This is a genomic window from Streptomyces sp. NBC_00258 (assembly GCF_036182465.1).
In the GTDB taxonomy this organism is placed as follows: Bacteria; Actinomycetota; Actinomycetes; order Streptomycetales; family Streptomycetaceae; genus Streptomyces.
Genome location: NZ_CP108081.1, coordinates 9,316,958 through 9,331,881, shown reverse-complemented (window position 1 = coordinate 9,331,881; position 14,924 = coordinate 9,316,958). Strand labels below are relative to the sequence as shown.

The window sequence follows — 14,924 nt, the reverse complement described above, 5'->3', positions numbered from 1 at the left end:
CGCTACGGTCGCCAGAGCGGATGCTCCTCCTCCGCCCATTCCCGGCTGACCGACCCCGTCCGGAGCCCTCGCCGGGCCTCCGGGCGGGCCATGGCCATCCCGATGTGCCCCGCAAGAACAATGCCAACGGTCAGAGCGAGCCAGTCATGCACGAAGGTCGCGCTCGTGCGCCAGACCAGCGGGGCGAGATGCGTGAACCACATCAGCAACCCCGTCCCGAGCATGACCAGAACGGCCCCGGCGATCCACGCCGCGTACACCTTCTGCCCGGCGTTGAACTTCCCGGCAGGCCGGGACTGAGGCCGGGCATCCCGCCGCCACGCCGACCGCAGCCAGACCCGATCGTGCGCCCCGAACCGATTGAGCAGCCGCAGGTCCTTCCGGAAGGCCCGTGAGACGAGCCCGGCCAGGACAGGCACCGGCAACAACAGCCCCGACCACTCGTGCACCCGCACGACCAGCTCACGCCGCCCGACGAGTTCGGCGAGCTGCGGCAGATAGAGACAGGCCGCGGTCGCCACGCACACCCCCATCAACACCGCCGTCACCCGGTGCACCCACCGTTCGGCGGGCGAGAACCGCCGCACCCGCACCGAACTCGCAAAGCGCTCCCCGGCGTTCGCCGTCAGGTCAGGCGCCCCCGGGGTCTCGGTCTCAGGTCGCGTCATCGTCCCGCCCGTTCGATCGGCCGACCCACGCGTCGACGTCGTACCCCCGGTCCTCCCAGTAGCCGGGACGGACGTCCGACGTGAGGGTGATGCCGGAGAGCCACTTCGCGGACTTGTAGAAGTACATGGGGGCGACATAGAGACGGACAGGACCACCATGCGAATGGTTCAGATCCTTGTCCTGCATACGCAGAGCCACGAGGACATCGGCACGGCGGGCCTGGGCCAGGGTCAGGCTCTCCGAGTACGCGCCGTCGAAGCATGTGAACCGCACCGCCCCGGCCGAGGAGCGCACCCCCGCGGCATCCAGCAGCTGGGACAGCCGTACGCCTTCGAAGGGCGTGTCGGGCACTCTCCACCCCGTGACGCACTGGACGTCGCGGACCATCCGGGTCTGCGGCAGGGCACGCAGATCGGCCAGTGTGTACGTGGCGGGGTGGTCGACCAGGCCGTCGATCTTGAGGCGGTAGGTGTCCTCGTTCTTGTGCGGGACGGACGAGGTGACCGAGTAGTAGCGGAAGCCGCCGCCGTTGGGGAGCAGGCCGGTCAGGCCGGTCGGGTCCTTGTCCGCGGCGCCGCCGAGGAAGGACTCCAGGCCACGCTGGAGCGTGGGCGCGGTGGCCACGCCGAGTGCGCCGAGCCCGAGCATGCCGAGCATGAGCCGCCGCCCCACGGGGGTGCCGCTCTCCTCCGGATCCGAAGCGGTCGGTTGTTCCGTGTTCACCTATTGATTCGAACACCCTTGGCCCCGGGAAGCCAGGGGCCAAGGGTGTCCGTCAGAGTTCCGTAATCACTTCTTACGGCTTTCTCAGAAGGGCGCCGCCCATGAGCGGAGCGACGTGAGCCGAGTCGCCCACGGACGGAACGCCCGACTGCGGGGCGCCAGTCAGCGGGACGGCCGGGCAGCCCGGACGCTCACGCGTCGCCCTCGGCCGCTTTCTCCAGCTGGAACGCCTCGTTGCCGAGCCCGATCCTGGCGTGCGCCTCGGGCTTGCGGGCCTTCAGGTAGAGGCCCTGGAGGATGCCCGCCACCGCGGCGAGCACGATGATGCCGGGCAGTACCCAGCTCAGCGAGGAGCCGGGGCCCGCACCCACGAGGACGTCGAAGTCCTTGACGGTGTAGACGGCGATGACGAGCAGCGAGACACCGGCGATCACGGAGGCCACGAGGCGCCAGGCCTGGGCTCCCGCGGCGCCCCGGCGGGCGAAGAACACGACGACGGAGAGCGAGGCCGCGGCCATCAGCACGATCACGCCGAGGGCGCCGACGTTGCCCATCCAGGTGAACAGCTGCAGCACGGGCGCGGTCGGGTCACCGGTCGGCTTGTCGTCGGCGACGGCGAACGCCCCGACGACCACCACGGCGATGACGGTCTGCAGCAGCGATCCGGTGCCGGGCGCACCGCTCGCACCCGTGGTCCGGCCGAACACGGACGGCAGCAGGCCCTCCCGGCCCATGGCGAAGGCGTAGCGCGCCACGACGTTGTGGAAGCTGAGCATCGCCGCGAACATGCCGGTCACGAACAGCACATGGAGCACGTCGGTGAACGACTCGCCGAGCCGTTCGTCGGTGAGGAAGAACAGCAGTCCGGCGCTCTGCTTCTGGGCGGTGCCCACGATCGCGGAGGGACCCGCGGCGACGGTCAGCGCCCAGGAGCTGATCGCGAAGAAGACGGCGACGAAGCCGATGGCGAGGAACATCACGCGCGGGACCAGGATGTGCGGGCGGCTGGTCTCCTCCGCGTACACGGGGGCCTGCTCGAAGCCGAGGAACGCGGCGATGCAGAAGCACAGGGCGGTGCCGAGGCCGGCCCCGCTGAGGGTGTCGGGGTTGAAGGCGTGCAGCGACAGGCCCTCCTTGGCGGGGTCGGCGACGGCCGCGATGTCAAAAATAACAACAAGGGCGACCTCGATGACCAGCAGTACGCCGAGCACCCGCGCGTTCACGTCGATCTTCAGCCAGCCGAGCGCGCCTACGACGAGAGCCGCCACCAACGCCGGTATCCACCAGGCGACTTCGACTTCGAGGTAGGTGGCGAAGAGGCCGGACACCTCGAAGCCGAAGATGCCGTAGATACCGATCTGCAGCGCGTTGTACGCGACGAGCGCGACCGCCGCGGCACCCGAGCCGGCCGTGCCGCCGAGGCCCCGGGAGATGTACGCGTAGAAGGCGCCCGCGTTGTGGACGTGGCGGCTCATCTCGGCGTACCCGACGCTGAAGAGGACGAGCACGATGCCGAGAAGGACGAAGAGCAGCGGCTGGCCGACGATGCCCATCACCGCGAATGTGGTGGGCATGACACCCGCGACCACCATGAGCGGGGCGGTCGCCGCGAGAACGGAGAGCAGCAGACCCCCCGTACCGAGCCGGTCGGAACGCAGGGCGCGGTCCTGACCCTTGAAGGTGCTGATGCCGCCGTCAGCGGCGGTCTGTCTGCTCGTGCTCGACGCACTTGAGGTGTGCGAACTGCCCGTCGTCATGGCGGGGTTGTCCTTTCGGATGTTCCAGCGGCTGGGGTGTGCAGGGGCGTTTGTTCAGACCGTGCCGAGCACGCTGTCGCGTGCGGCGCGGAAGGCTTTGTGCGGGTCGCGGTCGGGGTACGACCACGGCACCGGGGTCGCATACGGTCCGATGCGATGGAAGAGGGCGGCCGCCTCGGCGCCCCGGCCCTCGCAGAACTTGGCGTGGGCAAGGAAGTTGAGGTCGATCTGGCTGCGCGGATGGTCGTCGCGCTCCCACTCCAGCCACCAGTCGAAGGCCGCCTTCATCACCTGGCGGGCCCGGCGCCCGACCCAGTGCCCGGAGGCCACGGGATCGGCCGGCTCGATTCCGGCGGCGGCCAGGACGCGATAGCGCTCGGCGTGCGCGACGACGGGAAGGATGGCCAACGGCGAGTCGGCGGGCGCCTGTTCGGCCGACCAGGTCGCGAAGTCGTAGACCTCGTGCAGCGGGTCCTGCCCGGCGTCAGGTCTTCGCTCGGCGAGCCGGGCCACCATCAGATGGTGGGCGTGGTGGTGGTCGGCGTACCGGTGCCGCACCTCGTCGAAGAGCTGGACCACCTCCTGCTCACCGCCGAGCACGCGCTCCAGCATCAGCAGGCCGAGCCAGGGCGTGGGGTCGGCTGGCAGCAGCGCGGCCGCGACACGACAGGCCTCGCGCGCCCTGGCGGGCTTGTCCTTGCCGTTCAGGGCGCGCTGCACCGTGGCAAGGGCGAGCAGCAGGGAGGCATCGCCCGACTCGGGCTCGGCGACCAGCCAGTCGCGGGCCCAGGCCTGGGTGCTGGACTCCTGCGCGAGGGTGGTGACGCGATGACCGCGGCGGTCCCAGTCGTCACCGGTCGCGACGAGCAGACCGCGTACGGCTGTCCACCGGCCCTGGGCCAACGCGGCGCGGGCGGCGACGAGTTCGGCGTCGTCGAGCGCGGCGTCGAAGGCCTGGGCCGCACGCTTGCGGCCGCGACCCAGGGGTGGCGGGGGTGGAGACACCGCGGAACTTCCTCACACGACGCGGTAATTCAGTGGGCATTTTGTGCAACCGGTTGACATTTACCGGAGGTTGGATTCTGTCAGGGGCCAATTACGGACAGCCAACCCCCAGCCAATGGTTCACGTCAAGCCCGGACAGGGCTTTACACGCGTCAACGACTCGTCAAGGGCCCCGAGTTGAGGCCTCCTTCACCCCACCGTCAGCCGACGGCCTTCGCCGCCGCACGCCCGGCCGCACGCCCGGAGAAGAGGCACCCGCCGAGGAACGTCCCCTCCAGAGACCGGTATCCGTGCACTCCGCCGCCGCCGAACCCGGCAGCCTCCCCCGCCGCGTACACCCCGGACAGCGGGTCACCGCCCTCGGTGAGCACCTGGGACGAGAGGTCGGTCTCCAGGCCACCGAGCGTCTTACGGGTCAGAATATTGAGCCGTACGGCGATGAGAGGCCCGGCCTTGGGGTCGAGGATGCGGTGCGGAGTGGCCGTCCGGATCAGCTTGTCGCCGAGATAGGCGCGGGCCCCGCGAATGGCCGTGACCTGCAGGTCCTTGGTGAACGGGTTGGCGATCTCCCGGTCCCGCGCGGTGATCTCGCGCCGCAGCTCACCCTCATCGATGAGCGACTCCTTGGTGAGCGCGTTCATGCCCCGCACCAGCGCGCCAAGATCCTTCTCCACCACGAAATCGACGCCCTTGTCCATGAACGCCTGCACCGGCCCCGGCACATCGGCCCGCGCCCGCTGGAACACGCCCTTGACGGACTTGCCCGTCAGATCGGGGTTCTGCTCCGAGCCCGAGAGCGCGAACTCCTTGCCGATGATCTTCTGGTCGAGCACGAACCACGTGTAGTCGTAGCCGGTCTTCATGATGTGCTCGAGCGTGCCGAGGGTGTCGAAGCCGGGGAAGAGCGGAACCGGCAGCCGCTTGCCCCGCGCGTCCAGCCACAACGACGACGGCCCGGGCAGGATACGGATGCCGTGCTTCTCCCAGATGGGGTTCCAGTTCTGGATGCCCTCGGTGTAGTGCCACATGCGGTCACGGTTGATGAGGTGCGCACCCGTGCCCTCCGCGATGCCGAGCATCTCGCCATCCACATGAGCGGGCACCCCGGAGATCATCCGCTCCGGCGGAGTCCCCAGCCTCTCCGGCCAGTTGGCGCGCACGAGATCATGGTTGCCGCCGATGCCACCCGACGTGACGATCACGGCCTGGGCCTTGAACTCGAAGGCCCCGGTCACGCCACGGCCACTGGCCTGACCCCGCAGGATGTCCGACGGCTCCAGGACCTCACCGCTCACGGTGTCGACGTCACCCGCGCTCCGCGACAGCCCGGTGACCCGGTGCCGGAACTTGAGCTGTACGAGCCCACGGGCAACCCCCGCCCGCACCCGCCGCTCGAAAGGTGCGACAAGGCCGGGCCCCGTACCCCAAGTGATGTGAAACCGAGGCACGGAGTTCCCGTGCCCGTTGGCGTCATAACCGCCACGCTCGGCCCAGCCCACCACGGGAAACCATCGAACGCCCTGCTTGTGCAGCCAGGACCGCTTCTCACCGGCCGCGAAGTCGACGTACGCCTCGGCCCACTTGCGGGGCCAGTGGTCCTCCGGGCGGTCGAAGCCCGCGGTGCCCATCCAGTCCTGGAGGGCCAGCGCGTGAGTGTCCTTGATGCGCATCCGGCGCTGCTCGGGAGAGTCCACGAAGAAGAGCCCGCCGAACGACCAGTGCGCCTGGCCGCCGATCGACTGCTCCGGCTCCTGATCGAGAAGGATCACCTTGCGTCCCGCGTCGACGAGCTCCGCGGTCGCCGCGAGCCCGGCCAGGCCCGCCCCGATCACGATCACATCTGCGTCGTACGCCATGAGCAGGTCCTCCTCGACTTGTTACTGGTCGGTCAGATCCTTGGGCAACGGAGTGACCCAGTCAACTGCCGGGTTCCGCGTACTCGGGCTACAGTCGGTCGATACCCGCACCCCGCCCCGCCACCGTCCGAAATCCCCGAGGTACGCAGCGTGTCGGTTCTGGTTCTCCTCCTCTCCGTCGGCGCGGCCTGCTGTCTCGGCTTCGGATTCGTCCTCCAGCAGAACGCCGCCTCGCACGCTCCGCTGGGCGACTTCCTCTCCCCCCGCCTGCTCCTCGACCTGGTGCGGGTGCCTCGCTGGCTGGGCGGCATCGGGCTGATGGTCGTCGGCATGGTGCTGGGCGCGATCGCCCTCTCGAACGGCGAGATCTCCCTCGTCGAACCACTGCTCGCGACGAACCTGGTATTTGCACTCGTACTCTCCCGCCGCCAGACCCGACAGCCGCTCGGCCGACAGGGCTGGGCCGGACTGCTCCTGCTCGCAGGCGGCGTAACGGCGTTCATCGTGGCGGGCCAGCCCCAGGGCGGCGACGCCCGCACGGACCCGTTCCGCCAGTGGCTGATCATCGGCGTAGTACTAGGACTGGCCCTACTCCTCACCACCTACGCCAAGCGATCCCTGCTGAGCGCCGGACCGGTACTCCTCGGTGCGGCCGCCGGACTCCTCTACGGCGTCCAGGACGCCCTCACCCGCGTGAGCGGCCAGCGCTTCTCCGACGGCGGCTGGATCGCGCTGGCCACGGGATGGCAGGTCTACGGGGTCGTAGCGCTCGGCATCACGGGCCTCGTACTGGTCCAGAGCGCGTTCGAGACAGCCCCCCTCCGCATGTCATTGCCCGCACTCACCGCCGCGCAGCCGCTCGCTGGCATCGCATGCGGTGTGGGCTTCCTCGGAGACCGGCTCCGCACCGACGCGGGCGCCCTGACCTGGGAAGCCCTGGGCCTTGCCGGGATCGTGGTCGGCGTGGTGCTGCTGGGCATGCACCCCGCGATGCCGAGCGGTGCGGCACCCAAGGAACGAGTTCGGGTCCAGGTATGAGTTCCGCCGACGAGATCCTCGACGTCGTCGACGAGAACGACGAGGTCGTGGGACAGGCCAGGCGCGGGGACGTATACACACAGGGGATGCGCCACCGCTGCGCGTTCATCCAGGTCAGAGATGCGCAGGGTCGACTGTTCGTCCACCGTCGCACCCCCACCAAACTGGTGTTTCCCTCCCTGTACGACATGTTCGTGGGCGGAGTCGTCGGCGCGGGCGAGACGTACGACGAAGCGGCGCTGCGGGAGGCCGAGGAGGAACTCGGCGTCTCCGGGCTTCCCCGCCCGACGTTTCTCTTCAAGTTCCTGTACGACGACGGGGCCGGAAAGTCCTGGTGGTCGGCGGTGTACGAGGTGCTCTGCGAGCTGCCGGTCGAGCCTCAGGTGGAGGAGGTCGCCTGGCACGGGTTCCTGCCGGAGGCGGAGGTGCGGCGGCGCTTGACGGAGTGGGAGTGGGTACCGGACGGCCTGGCAGCGTATTCGCGGCTGCGGGCTTTGCGGGAACGGGGTTGAGTTTCGCCTGCGGGTGAGTGGCGGCCGGTCGCGCAGTTCCCCGCGCCCCTGGATGTGAGGGCTGAGGTCGGCGTGTTTCTGCGGGTTCGTCGTGGCTGATCGCGCAGTTCCCCGCGCCCCTGGGTGGGAAGGGGCTGGGGTCGGGAGGGGGCGGGGGCCGTCGGTCGTCCGCGGACCCAGGTCGCGCGCCTGGCCTCGCCCGTGGGGGCGAGGCCGCGGCGGGGTATCCGTCCTCGGTCTGGCGCGACTGTGTGAGTTTCGAAGAGGGCACCCGGTGCGGACGCGCCATCCGCTGCGGGCGGACACCCCGCCACGTCCCCTCGGGCCGTACGGCGGCTGACGGCCGTCCCCCACCGGGCCGCAAGCCGCCGACGCGCGTGGGGCGGGGCCGTGCCGGTATGTCAACGTTCGCGACGTACGGCTCCCGCTGGAAACGCCCACCAAGAGCACTCAGGGCCGTACGCCCGGCAGTCGCGAACGTGACATACCGGCACGGCCCCGCCCCACCCACCGACAACAGGCGACACCCCGCCATGGGTAAGGTCCTGCGCGTGATCGAATTCAGGCGGAACATCCAGTTGTGGTTCGCACCTGAGCGGATCAAGGAAGACGGCCGCACGCCGGACTACCGCTTCTCGCTGGCGAACGAGCGGACATTTCTGGCATGGCTGCGGACCTCGCTCGCACTGATCGGCGGCGGCTTCGCCGTGGACCAGTTCCTGCCGGATCTGCGGTGGGCCTGGCGGGCCGGGCTGGCGCTCGGGCTGCTCGGCGCCGGGGTGCTGTGCGCGCTGCGGGCCGTGAACCACTGGGTGCGGTGCGAGCAGGCGATGCGACGGGGCGAGGACCTGCCGGTGTCGCGGTTTCCCGCACTGCTGAGCATCGGTGTGGCCGTCGTGGCCCTCGCCATGATCGTGGTCGTGCTGTTCGGGTGGGAGGGGTGATGCAGCCCCACCAGGACGAAGGGGACGACCGGGACCCCGGCCTGCAGCCGGAACGCACGCGGCTGGCCTGGCGGCGCACGACCCTGGCGGGAACCGTCGCGACCGTGCTGGCCGTGAAAGCGGCGCTGAACGGCGGGGCAAACGCGACGGGCATCGCGGTGGCCGCGCTCTGCTGCGCGCTGTGGCTGGGATTCATCGCCGTGGCACACCGAAGGATCCGCGTACTGGCGGAAGGCGGCGAGCCCACGACGCTCACGCCGAGGCACGCCGGCACCGCCGCCCTCTGCACGGTCGCGCTGGCGGCATGCGCGGTGGCCCTCGTCCTCTGAGGCGCGCCCACTCGACCCTCCGAGGTACCCGAACAACACACGCGCCGGTTTGGGCGGATATGTTGGCTTTCATGTGGCTAGCCTGACCGGCGTCACACTCCGCACCTCCTCCGAAGGTGAGCACCATGACCACCCTCCACCAGGAACACACCGCCCACGAGCACGCCCACGGCCCGGACTGCGGGCACACCGAGGTGCCGCACGGCGACCACGTCGACTACGCGCACGACGGACATCTGCACCGGCAGCACTCGGGACACTGGGACGAGTGCGAGCCGGGTGGGCACGTCGCCCACGAGGGGCACGGCCACGAGCACGGCGCGGACTGCGGGCACCCGGCCGTGACGCACGGCGACCACGTGGACTACGTTCATGACGGTCATCGCCACGCCCAGCACGACGGGCACTGGGACGACCACTAGGCGACCGCCGGGCACGGAAGAACAGGGAACCCCCCGAGTCGCCGACGACTCGGGGGGTTCTTCGTGGCCGAGACGCCGATCACGTTTCGTCCCCGCACTGGACGGCATACCGACCGGTCGGCATCATGTGGGGAGTCCTGATTTCCGGTGTACGGAGGAAACACGATGAGTTCAGACCACCCGCCAGGTCTCGATCTCGACCGGCTGCGCGGCCTGCTCGACAGCGAGCGGCCCGGACTGGTCGACGGCCCGTTGACCGGCCGACTGATCGAGGGCGGACGGTCGAACCTCACGTACGCGGTGACGGACGGCACCTCGAAGTGGGTCGTACGCCGCCCTCCGCTGGGCCACGTCCTGGCGACCGCACACGACATGAAGCGCGAGCACCGGGTGATCAGCGCGCTGCACCCGACAGCGGTCCCCGTGCCACGCACGCGCCTGCTGTGCGAAGACGTGGAGGTATTGGGCGCACCGTTCTACGTCATGGACTTCGTGGAGGGCACGCCCTACCGGACCGCCGAGCAGCTCGCGCCGCTCGGCCCGGAGCGCACGCGCGGCGCGGTGCTCGGCCTGGTGGACACGCTGGTCGAGCTGCACGCGGTGGACCCCGCCGAGGTGGGCCTCGCCGACTTCGGCCGCCCCGAGGGCTTCCTCGACCGGCAACTGCGGCGCTGGGGCAAGCAGTTGGACGCCTCCCGCAACCGCGACCTGTCAGGCATCGACGAACTGCACGCAGCGCTGGGGCGCGAGCTGCCGCACTCCCCCACGGCCACCGTCGTGCACGGCGACTACCGCCTCGACAACGTGCTGATCGGCGAGGGCGACGAGATCAAGGCGATCCTCGACTGGGAGATGTCCACGCTGGGCGATCCGCTCACCGACCTGGGGCTGCTGGTGATGTACAGCATCCCGCTCGGCCTGCCCGACTCGCCGGTCTCCACGACGGCCAGGGCCGCCGGCCATCCGGAGCCGGCCGAGCTGATCGAGCGGTACGCCGCGCGCTCGGGGCGCGACGTGTCCGCCGTCGCCTGGTACACGGCGTTCGCGTGGTTCAAGCTCGCCGTGATCCTGGAGGGCATCCACTACCGCTACACACTCGGCCAGACCGTCGGCGCGGGCTTCGACCGCATCGGCGACCTGGTCCCCGTCTTCATCGAGCACGGCCTGACCACTCTTCAGGAAGGCTGACCGGCCATGGACTTCGCATTCGACGCACGCACCGAGGAGCTCCGCGCCAAGCTTCTCGCCTTCATGGACGAGTACGTCTATCCGGCGGAGGCAGTCGCTCACGAGCAGCGCGAGCAGCTCGCCTCACCGTGGGACACCCCGGCCGTGGTCGAGGAGTTGAAGGCCGAGGCCCGCCGCCAGGGCCTGTGGAACCTCTTCCTTCCCGACTCCGAGTACGGGGCGGGGCTGACGAACCTCCAGTACGCTCCGCTCGCCGAAATCACGGGCCGTTCCCCGCAGTTGGCGCCGACGGCGCTGAACTGCGCGGCGCCGGACACCGGCAACATGGAGGTGCTCACCCAGTTCGGCGACGACCAGCAGCGCAAGCAGTGGCTGGAACCCCTGCTCGCCGGTGAGATCCGCTCGGCGTTCGCGATGACCGAGCCCGAGGTGGCCTCGTCCGACGCCACGAACATCACGACGCTGATCGAGAGGGACGGCGACGAGTACGTCGTGTCCGGCCGCAAGTGGTACATCTCCGGGGCGATGAACCCCGACTGCAAGATCTTCATCGTGATGGGCAAGACGGATCCGGACGGGTCGGACATCCGCCGCCAGCAGTCGATGGTGCTGGTGCCGCGGGACACGCCCGGCGTGGAGGTGCGTCGTGCGATGCAGGTCTACGGGTACGAGGACCACTCCCACGGCGGTCACGCCGAGGTGGTCTTCCACGGGGCGCGGGTTCCGGCCTCGAACCTCATCGGTGAGGAGGGCGGCGGCTTCGCCATCGCGCAGGCGCGGCTGGGGCCCGGCCGGATCCACCACTGCATGCGGCTGATCGGCATGGCCGAGCGGGCGATCGAGCTGATGTGCCGGCGGGCGGTGTCCCGTACGGCGTTCGGCAAGTCGCTGGCCCAGCAGGGGGTCGTCCACAACTGGATCGCGGACGCGCGGGTGGCGGTCGAGCAGTTGCGTCTGCTCGTCCTCAAGACGGCCTGGATGATGGACACCGTCGGCAACAAGGGTGCCCACGCCGAGATCCAGGCCATCAAGATCGCCACGCCTCGTACGGTCGTCGACATCATCGACAAGGCGGTCCAGCTGCACGGCGCGGGCGGAGTCAGCCAGGACTTCCCGCTGGCCGAGCTCTGGGCCGGCGCCCGCACCCTCAAACTCGCCGACGGCCCGGACGAGGTCCACCAGCGGTCACTGGCACGCCGGGAACTGAAGCGCTACGTCTGACCCGCCGGGGGGCGGGGTCGGGGTTTTCCTCGCCCCCGCCGCCCCTACCCATTCCCGTCCCTGACTCAGGGGCTCCGCCCCCGAACCCCCGCTCCTCAAACGCCGGAGGGCTAAAGAAGGTCGGTCCCACCCCGGGCTACGGTCTGAGCGCCCGCAGCAGCAGGTCCGCCAGGTGGTCGGCGACTTCCTTCGGAGGGAGCGGGCCGTCGGGGCGGTACCAGGTGGAGAGGTGGTGGACGGAACCGAAGTGGTAGTCCACGACCAGGTCGGCCGGGGTGGCAGTGGAGAAGACCCCCGCCTCCTGCCCCTCCTCGATCAGCGCGCGGAAGCGCTCGTGGTAGCGGCGCCGTTCGGCCCGTACCTGCTTGTTCTTCTCGGGACTCAGGTGGTGCATGGAGCGAAAGAAGATCGCCGCGTCGTCGAGGTTGTCGATCGTCGTGACGACGACATCGGCGGCGGCACCCCGCAACCGCTCCTCCACAGGCGCGTCCGCGTCGGCGAAGGCGTCGAGCCGCTCCTGCTGAACCCGCAGCACACGTGCGTACACCTCGTGGAGCAGGTCGTCCTTGGAGCCGAAGTAGTGGTAAAGCGCCCCCTTGGTGACACCGGCCGCCTCGACGATCTCCTGGACCGAGGTGCGGTCGTAACCGCGCTCGGCGAAGAGCCGGGTGGCGGCCGCCAACAGCCGCCGCGGGACGGGCGTGCCGTCCCCGTCCGTCGTCCTGGGCACTGCCGCCACCTGCCTTCCAGTGTTCTATGTGCAGTTCTGTATGCGTGGTCCGCCGGACGCCCCCCGGCCGCCCGACGGCGGTCTACTGACCGTCCTGCGTCCGGGAACGCAGCTCCCGACGGAGGATCTTCCCACTTGCCGTCTTCGGCAAGTCGGGCAGGATCTCGACCTGACGCGGGTATTTGTAGGCGGCCAGTCTCTCCTTGCAGTATGCGGCGAGTGCGGCCGGGTCCTCCTCGGCGCCCGGCCGGAGGCTGATGTACGCCTTGACGGTCTCGCCGCGGTATCCGTCGGGCACCCCGACGACGGCCGCCTCGCGTACCGCGGGGTGGGTGTAGAGGACGTCCTCGACCTCGCGCGGCCACACCTTGAAGCCGGACGCGTTGATCATGTCCTTCTTGCGGTCGACCACGTAGAGCCAGCCGTCCGCGTCCATGAAGCCGATGTCGCCGGTGCGCAGCTCGCCGTCCGGGAAGGTCTCCGCGGTGGCCTCGGGCCGGCGCCAGTAGCCGGGCACGACCTGCGGACCGCGTACGAGGATCTCGCCCTGCTCGCCGAAGGGCACCTCCGCGCCCTGGTCGTCGACGATCCGGACGACCGTGTCGGGTCCCGGCAGGCCGACGGCCAGCGTCCCGGAGACCGGGTCGACGGGGGCCTCACGGCCGGGCGGTACGGAGGCGCAGGGTGCGGTGCACTCGGTGAGTCCGTAGCCGTTGCGGATGTACGGCCCGAAGCCCGCCCGGAACTTCTCGACGAGCGCGGGCGGCACGGGCGCGCCCCCGGAGGAGATGTTCACGAAGGAGGAGAAGTGGTCCGGCGTGACGGACGGGTGCGCGGCCAGGGCCATGAAGGCGGTCGAGGGGCCGACCGTGTAGTGGGGCCGGTGCTCGGCGAACGCGTCGAGGACGACCCCCGTCTCGAAGCGGTACACGAGGACGAGGGTGCCCACGCTGTTGAGGCACGCGGCGAACTGGCAGACCATCCCGGTGATGTGGAACAGCGGCGCCATCGCGAAGTACACGGGTGCCTCGGGCAGCGCGAGGCCGGTCCGCTGCCGCTCGGCGTTGTACATGATGTTGGCGTGGGTGTTGGTGGCCCCCTTGGGGGCTCCGCTGGTGCCCGAGGTGTAGCTGATCAGCGCGATGTCCGACGGGCCCGGGTCGCGGCCCTCGGGGGCCTTGTGTCCGGCCCGTGCGACGGTCAGCAGGTCGTCGGCGTCCGGCGCCTGGGGCAGCCGCTCGAAGTTCAGCACGCGTGCGTCGCCCCGCGTCTGGAGGTCCAGTTCGCAGCCGGTCAGCACGACGCGTACGGGCGAGTCGGCGGCCGTCTCGCGCAGGTACGACTCCCAGGCGCGGTCGGAGCAGATCAGCGCGGTGACCTCGCCGTCCCGCAGGACGTGGGTGACCTCGCCCGACTTGTACATGGGGTTGACGGGCAGGACGGTCGCGCCGGCCTTCCAGGCGCCGAGGACGGTGAGGACGAAGAGCGGGGAGTTCTGCAGCAGGACGGCGACCCGGTCGCCGCGCTCCAGGCCGCGGGCGGCGAGGTGTCCGGCGACGGAGTCGCTCAGCTCGTCGACCTCGCGGTAGCTGAGCCGTCCGTCGAAGTAGGTGAGGAAGGTGCGGTCGGGGGCCTCGGCGACAGCCCGGCGCAGGGCGTGCACCGGCGAGTCGACGGGGCTTATGGGTCCGCGCTGGGCGTCGTTCAGGAGCGCGAGCCAGGGCTGGGCCGCGTACAGGGAGGTGGTCACCGGCCGTCCGCCTCCCACTTCTGCTGGATGTGGTTCATGCTCGTCAGCCAGCGGTCGGGGTCGCCGGCCCGCGCCCGGTAGTAGTCGGCGACCTCGGGGTGCGGCAGGATCAGGAAGCGGTCCTCCTCGATCCCGGAGAAGAGGGCGTCCGCGACGTCCTCGGGCTCGATGGCGGTGGGCTTGAGCACGAGGTCGCCGGCGCTGCCGGTGCCCGCGAGCATGTCGGTGCGAACGCCCTGCGGACAGATCGCGTGGACCTTCAGACCGCGGTGGCGGTACGTGAGGGAGAGCCACTCGGCGAATGCGTACGCGCCGTGCTTGGTGACGCTGTACGGGGCCGCGCCGACCATCGTGAGGAGTCCGGCCGCCGAGACGGTGGAGACGAAACGGCCGCTGCCGCGCTCCAGCCAGGCGGGGAGCAGTTCGTTGGCCGCACGGACGTGGGCCATCACGTTCACGTCCCAGGCGAGCTCCCAGACCTGTTCGGGAGCCGCCTCCGAGCCACCGGAGGCGAGCCCGGCGTTGGCGCAGTAGACGTCGACCGTGCCCCCGAGGGCGTCCCGCGCCTCGGCCACGATCGCGGAGGCGTCGCCCGGGACGGCGACCGCCCCGATCTCCTCGGCGACGGCCTTCGCCTTCCCGGCATCCAGATCATTGACGACGACCCGGGCCCCTTCGGCGGCGAACCGCCGCGCCAACGCGGCCCCGATGCCCCCTCCAGCTCCGGTGACGACCACTCCGGCACCCTGCACGGCTTCCACCATCGGTCTCCTTCGACAC

The 14,924-nt window shown here is 70.2% G+C and carries 15 protein-coding genes; 7 read left to right on the top strand and 8 right to left on the bottom strand.

Going from position 1 to position 14,924, the window contains the following annotated elements:
* Window positions 1-2: 2 nt before the first annotated feature.
* The 5 genes from OG718_RS41585 to OG718_RS41565 form a co-directional block, all read right to left on the bottom strand.
* Complete coding sequence (locus tag OG718_RS41585) at window positions 3-668, bottom strand: cytochrome b/b6 domain-containing protein (protein ID WP_143635769.1); 666 nt, start codon at window positions 666-668, stop codon at window positions 3-5.
* Window positions 655-1,392 (bottom strand): molybdopterin-dependent oxidoreductase, encoded by a 738-nt coding sequence (locus OG718_RS41580; protein ID WP_260694997.1) that lies wholly within the window; start codon window positions 1,390-1,392, stop codon window positions 655-657. The genes OG718_RS41585 and OG718_RS41580 overlap by 14 nt, the downstream gene beginning before the upstream one ends.
* A gap of 191 nt (window positions 1,393-1,583) precedes the next feature.
* Entirely contained in the window at window positions 1,584-3,149 is a 1,566-nt protein-coding gene (locus OG718_RS41575) for an APC family permease (RefSeq protein ID WP_143635771.1), read from the bottom strand.
* Between the two features lie 54 nt (window positions 3,150-3,203).
* The gene (locus OG718_RS41570) at window positions 3,204-4,154 is read right to left on the bottom strand and encodes a hypothetical protein (protein WP_143635773.1); all 951 of its coding nucleotides are present in this window, start codon (window positions 4,152-4,154) and stop codon (window positions 3,204-3,206) included.
* Between the two features lie 200 nt (window positions 4,155-4,354).
* Entirely contained in the window at window positions 4,355-6,010 is a 1,656-nt protein-coding gene (locus OG718_RS41565; RefSeq protein ID WP_143635775.1) for an FAD-binding dehydrogenase, read from the bottom strand.
* 150 nt (window positions 6,011-6,160) lie between these two features.
* Between OG718_RS41565 and OG718_RS41560 the strand changes: the two genes are divergently transcribed.
* The 7 genes from OG718_RS41560 to OG718_RS41530 all read left to right on the top strand — a co-directional run bounded on the left by OG718_RS41560 (window position 6,161) and on the right by OG718_RS41530 (window position 11,664).
* Entirely contained in the window at window positions 6,161-7,048 is an 888-nt protein-coding gene (locus OG718_RS41560) for a DMT family transporter (RefSeq protein ID WP_328846617.1), read from the top strand.
* Window positions 7,045-7,560: an NUDIX domain-containing protein gene (locus tag OG718_RS41555; RefSeq protein ID WP_143635777.1), complete on the top strand. Its 516-nt coding sequence runs from the start codon at window positions 7,045-7,047 to the stop codon at window positions 7,558-7,560. Before OG718_RS41560 ends, OG718_RS41555 begins: the two co-directional genes overlap by 4 nt.
* 551 nt (window positions 7,561-8,111) lie before the next feature.
* Window positions 8,112-8,504 carry a YidH family protein gene (locus tag OG718_RS41550; RefSeq protein ID WP_143635779.1) on the top strand — a complete coding sequence of 131 codons (393 nt, stop codon included), beginning with the start codon at window positions 8,112-8,114 and terminating at the stop codon, window positions 8,502-8,504.
* Window positions 8,504-8,833: a DUF202 domain-containing protein gene (locus OG718_RS41545; protein WP_328846616.1), complete on the top strand. Its 330-nt coding sequence runs from the start codon at window positions 8,504-8,506 to the stop codon at window positions 8,831-8,833. Before OG718_RS41550 ends, OG718_RS41545 begins: the two co-directional genes overlap by 1 nt.
* A 125-nt stretch (window positions 8,834-8,958) precedes the next feature.
* Window positions 8,959-9,255, top strand: coding sequence for a hypothetical protein (locus OG718_RS41540; RefSeq protein ID WP_306940851.1), 297 nt, complete (start codon window positions 8,959-8,961; stop codon window positions 9,253-9,255).
* A 165-nt stretch (window positions 9,256-9,420) separates the two neighbouring features.
* A complete protein-coding gene (locus OG718_RS41535; protein WP_328846615.1) occupies window positions 9,421-10,443 on the top strand; it encodes a phosphotransferase family protein in 1,023 nt (340 codons plus the stop codon).
* Window positions 10,444-10,449: 6 nt separating this feature from the next.
* On the top strand, window positions 10,450-11,664 hold the full coding sequence (locus tag OG718_RS41530; protein WP_143635787.1) for an acyl-CoA dehydrogenase family protein: 1,215 nt from the start codon (window positions 10,450-10,452) through the stop codon (window positions 11,662-11,664).
* A 136-nt stretch (window positions 11,665-11,800) separates the two neighbouring features.
* On the opposite strand, the gene OG718_RS41525 is transcribed toward OG718_RS41530, so the two are convergent.
* From OG718_RS41525 to OG718_RS41515, 3 genes are all read right to left on the bottom strand, one after another.
* Window positions 11,801-12,394 carry a TetR/AcrR family transcriptional regulator gene (locus tag OG718_RS41525; RefSeq protein WP_143635789.1) on the bottom strand — a complete coding sequence of 198 codons (594 nt, stop codon included), beginning with the start codon at window positions 12,392-12,394 and terminating at the stop codon, window positions 11,801-11,803.
* 82 nt (window positions 12,395-12,476) lie between these two features.
* A complete protein-coding gene (locus OG718_RS41520; protein WP_143635791.1) occupies window positions 12,477-14,144 on the bottom strand; it encodes a class I adenylate-forming enzyme family protein in 1,668 nt (555 codons plus the stop codon).
* The gene (locus tag OG718_RS41515) at window positions 14,141-14,908 is read right to left on the bottom strand and encodes an SDR family oxidoreductase (protein WP_143635793.1); all 768 of its coding nucleotides are present in this window, start codon (window positions 14,906-14,908) and stop codon (window positions 14,141-14,143) included. The genes OG718_RS41520 and OG718_RS41515 overlap by 4 nt, the downstream gene beginning before the upstream one ends.
* Between the last annotated feature and the right edge of the window lie 16 nt (window positions 14,909-14,924).

Coding starts and splice junctions, on each gene's coding strand:
- OG718_RS41575 (WP_143635771.1), bottom strand. CDS start 3,149: ATGACGACGGGCAGTTCGCACACCTCAAGTGCGTCGAGCACGAGCAGA.
- OG718_RS41555 (WP_143635777.1), top strand. CDS start 7,045: ATGAGTTCCGCCGACGAGATCCTCGACGTCGTCGACGAGAACGACGAG.
- OG718_RS41545 (WP_328846616.1), top strand. CDS start 8,504: ATGCAGCCCCACCAGGACGAAGGGGACGACCGGGACCCCGGCCTGCAG.
- OG718_RS41565 (WP_143635775.1), bottom strand. CDS start 6,010: ATGGCGTACGACGCAGATGTGATCGTGATCGGGGCGGGCCTGGCCGGG.
- OG718_RS41585 (WP_143635769.1), bottom strand. CDS start 668: ATGACGCGACCTGAGACCGAGACCCCGGGGGCGCCTGACCTGACGGCG.
- OG718_RS41515 (WP_143635793.1), bottom strand. CDS start 14,908: ATGGTGGAAGCCGTGCAGGGTGCCGGAGTGGTCGTCACCGGAGCTGGA.
- OG718_RS41535 (WP_328846615.1), top strand. CDS start 9,421: ATGAGTTCAGACCACCCGCCAGGTCTCGATCTCGACCGGCTGCGCGGC.
- OG718_RS41540 (WP_306940851.1), top strand. CDS start 8,959: ATGACCACCCTCCACCAGGAACACACCGCCCACGAGCACGCCCACGGC.
- OG718_RS41530 (WP_143635787.1), top strand. CDS start 10,450: ATGGACTTCGCATTCGACGCACGCACCGAGGAGCTCCGCGCCAAGCTT.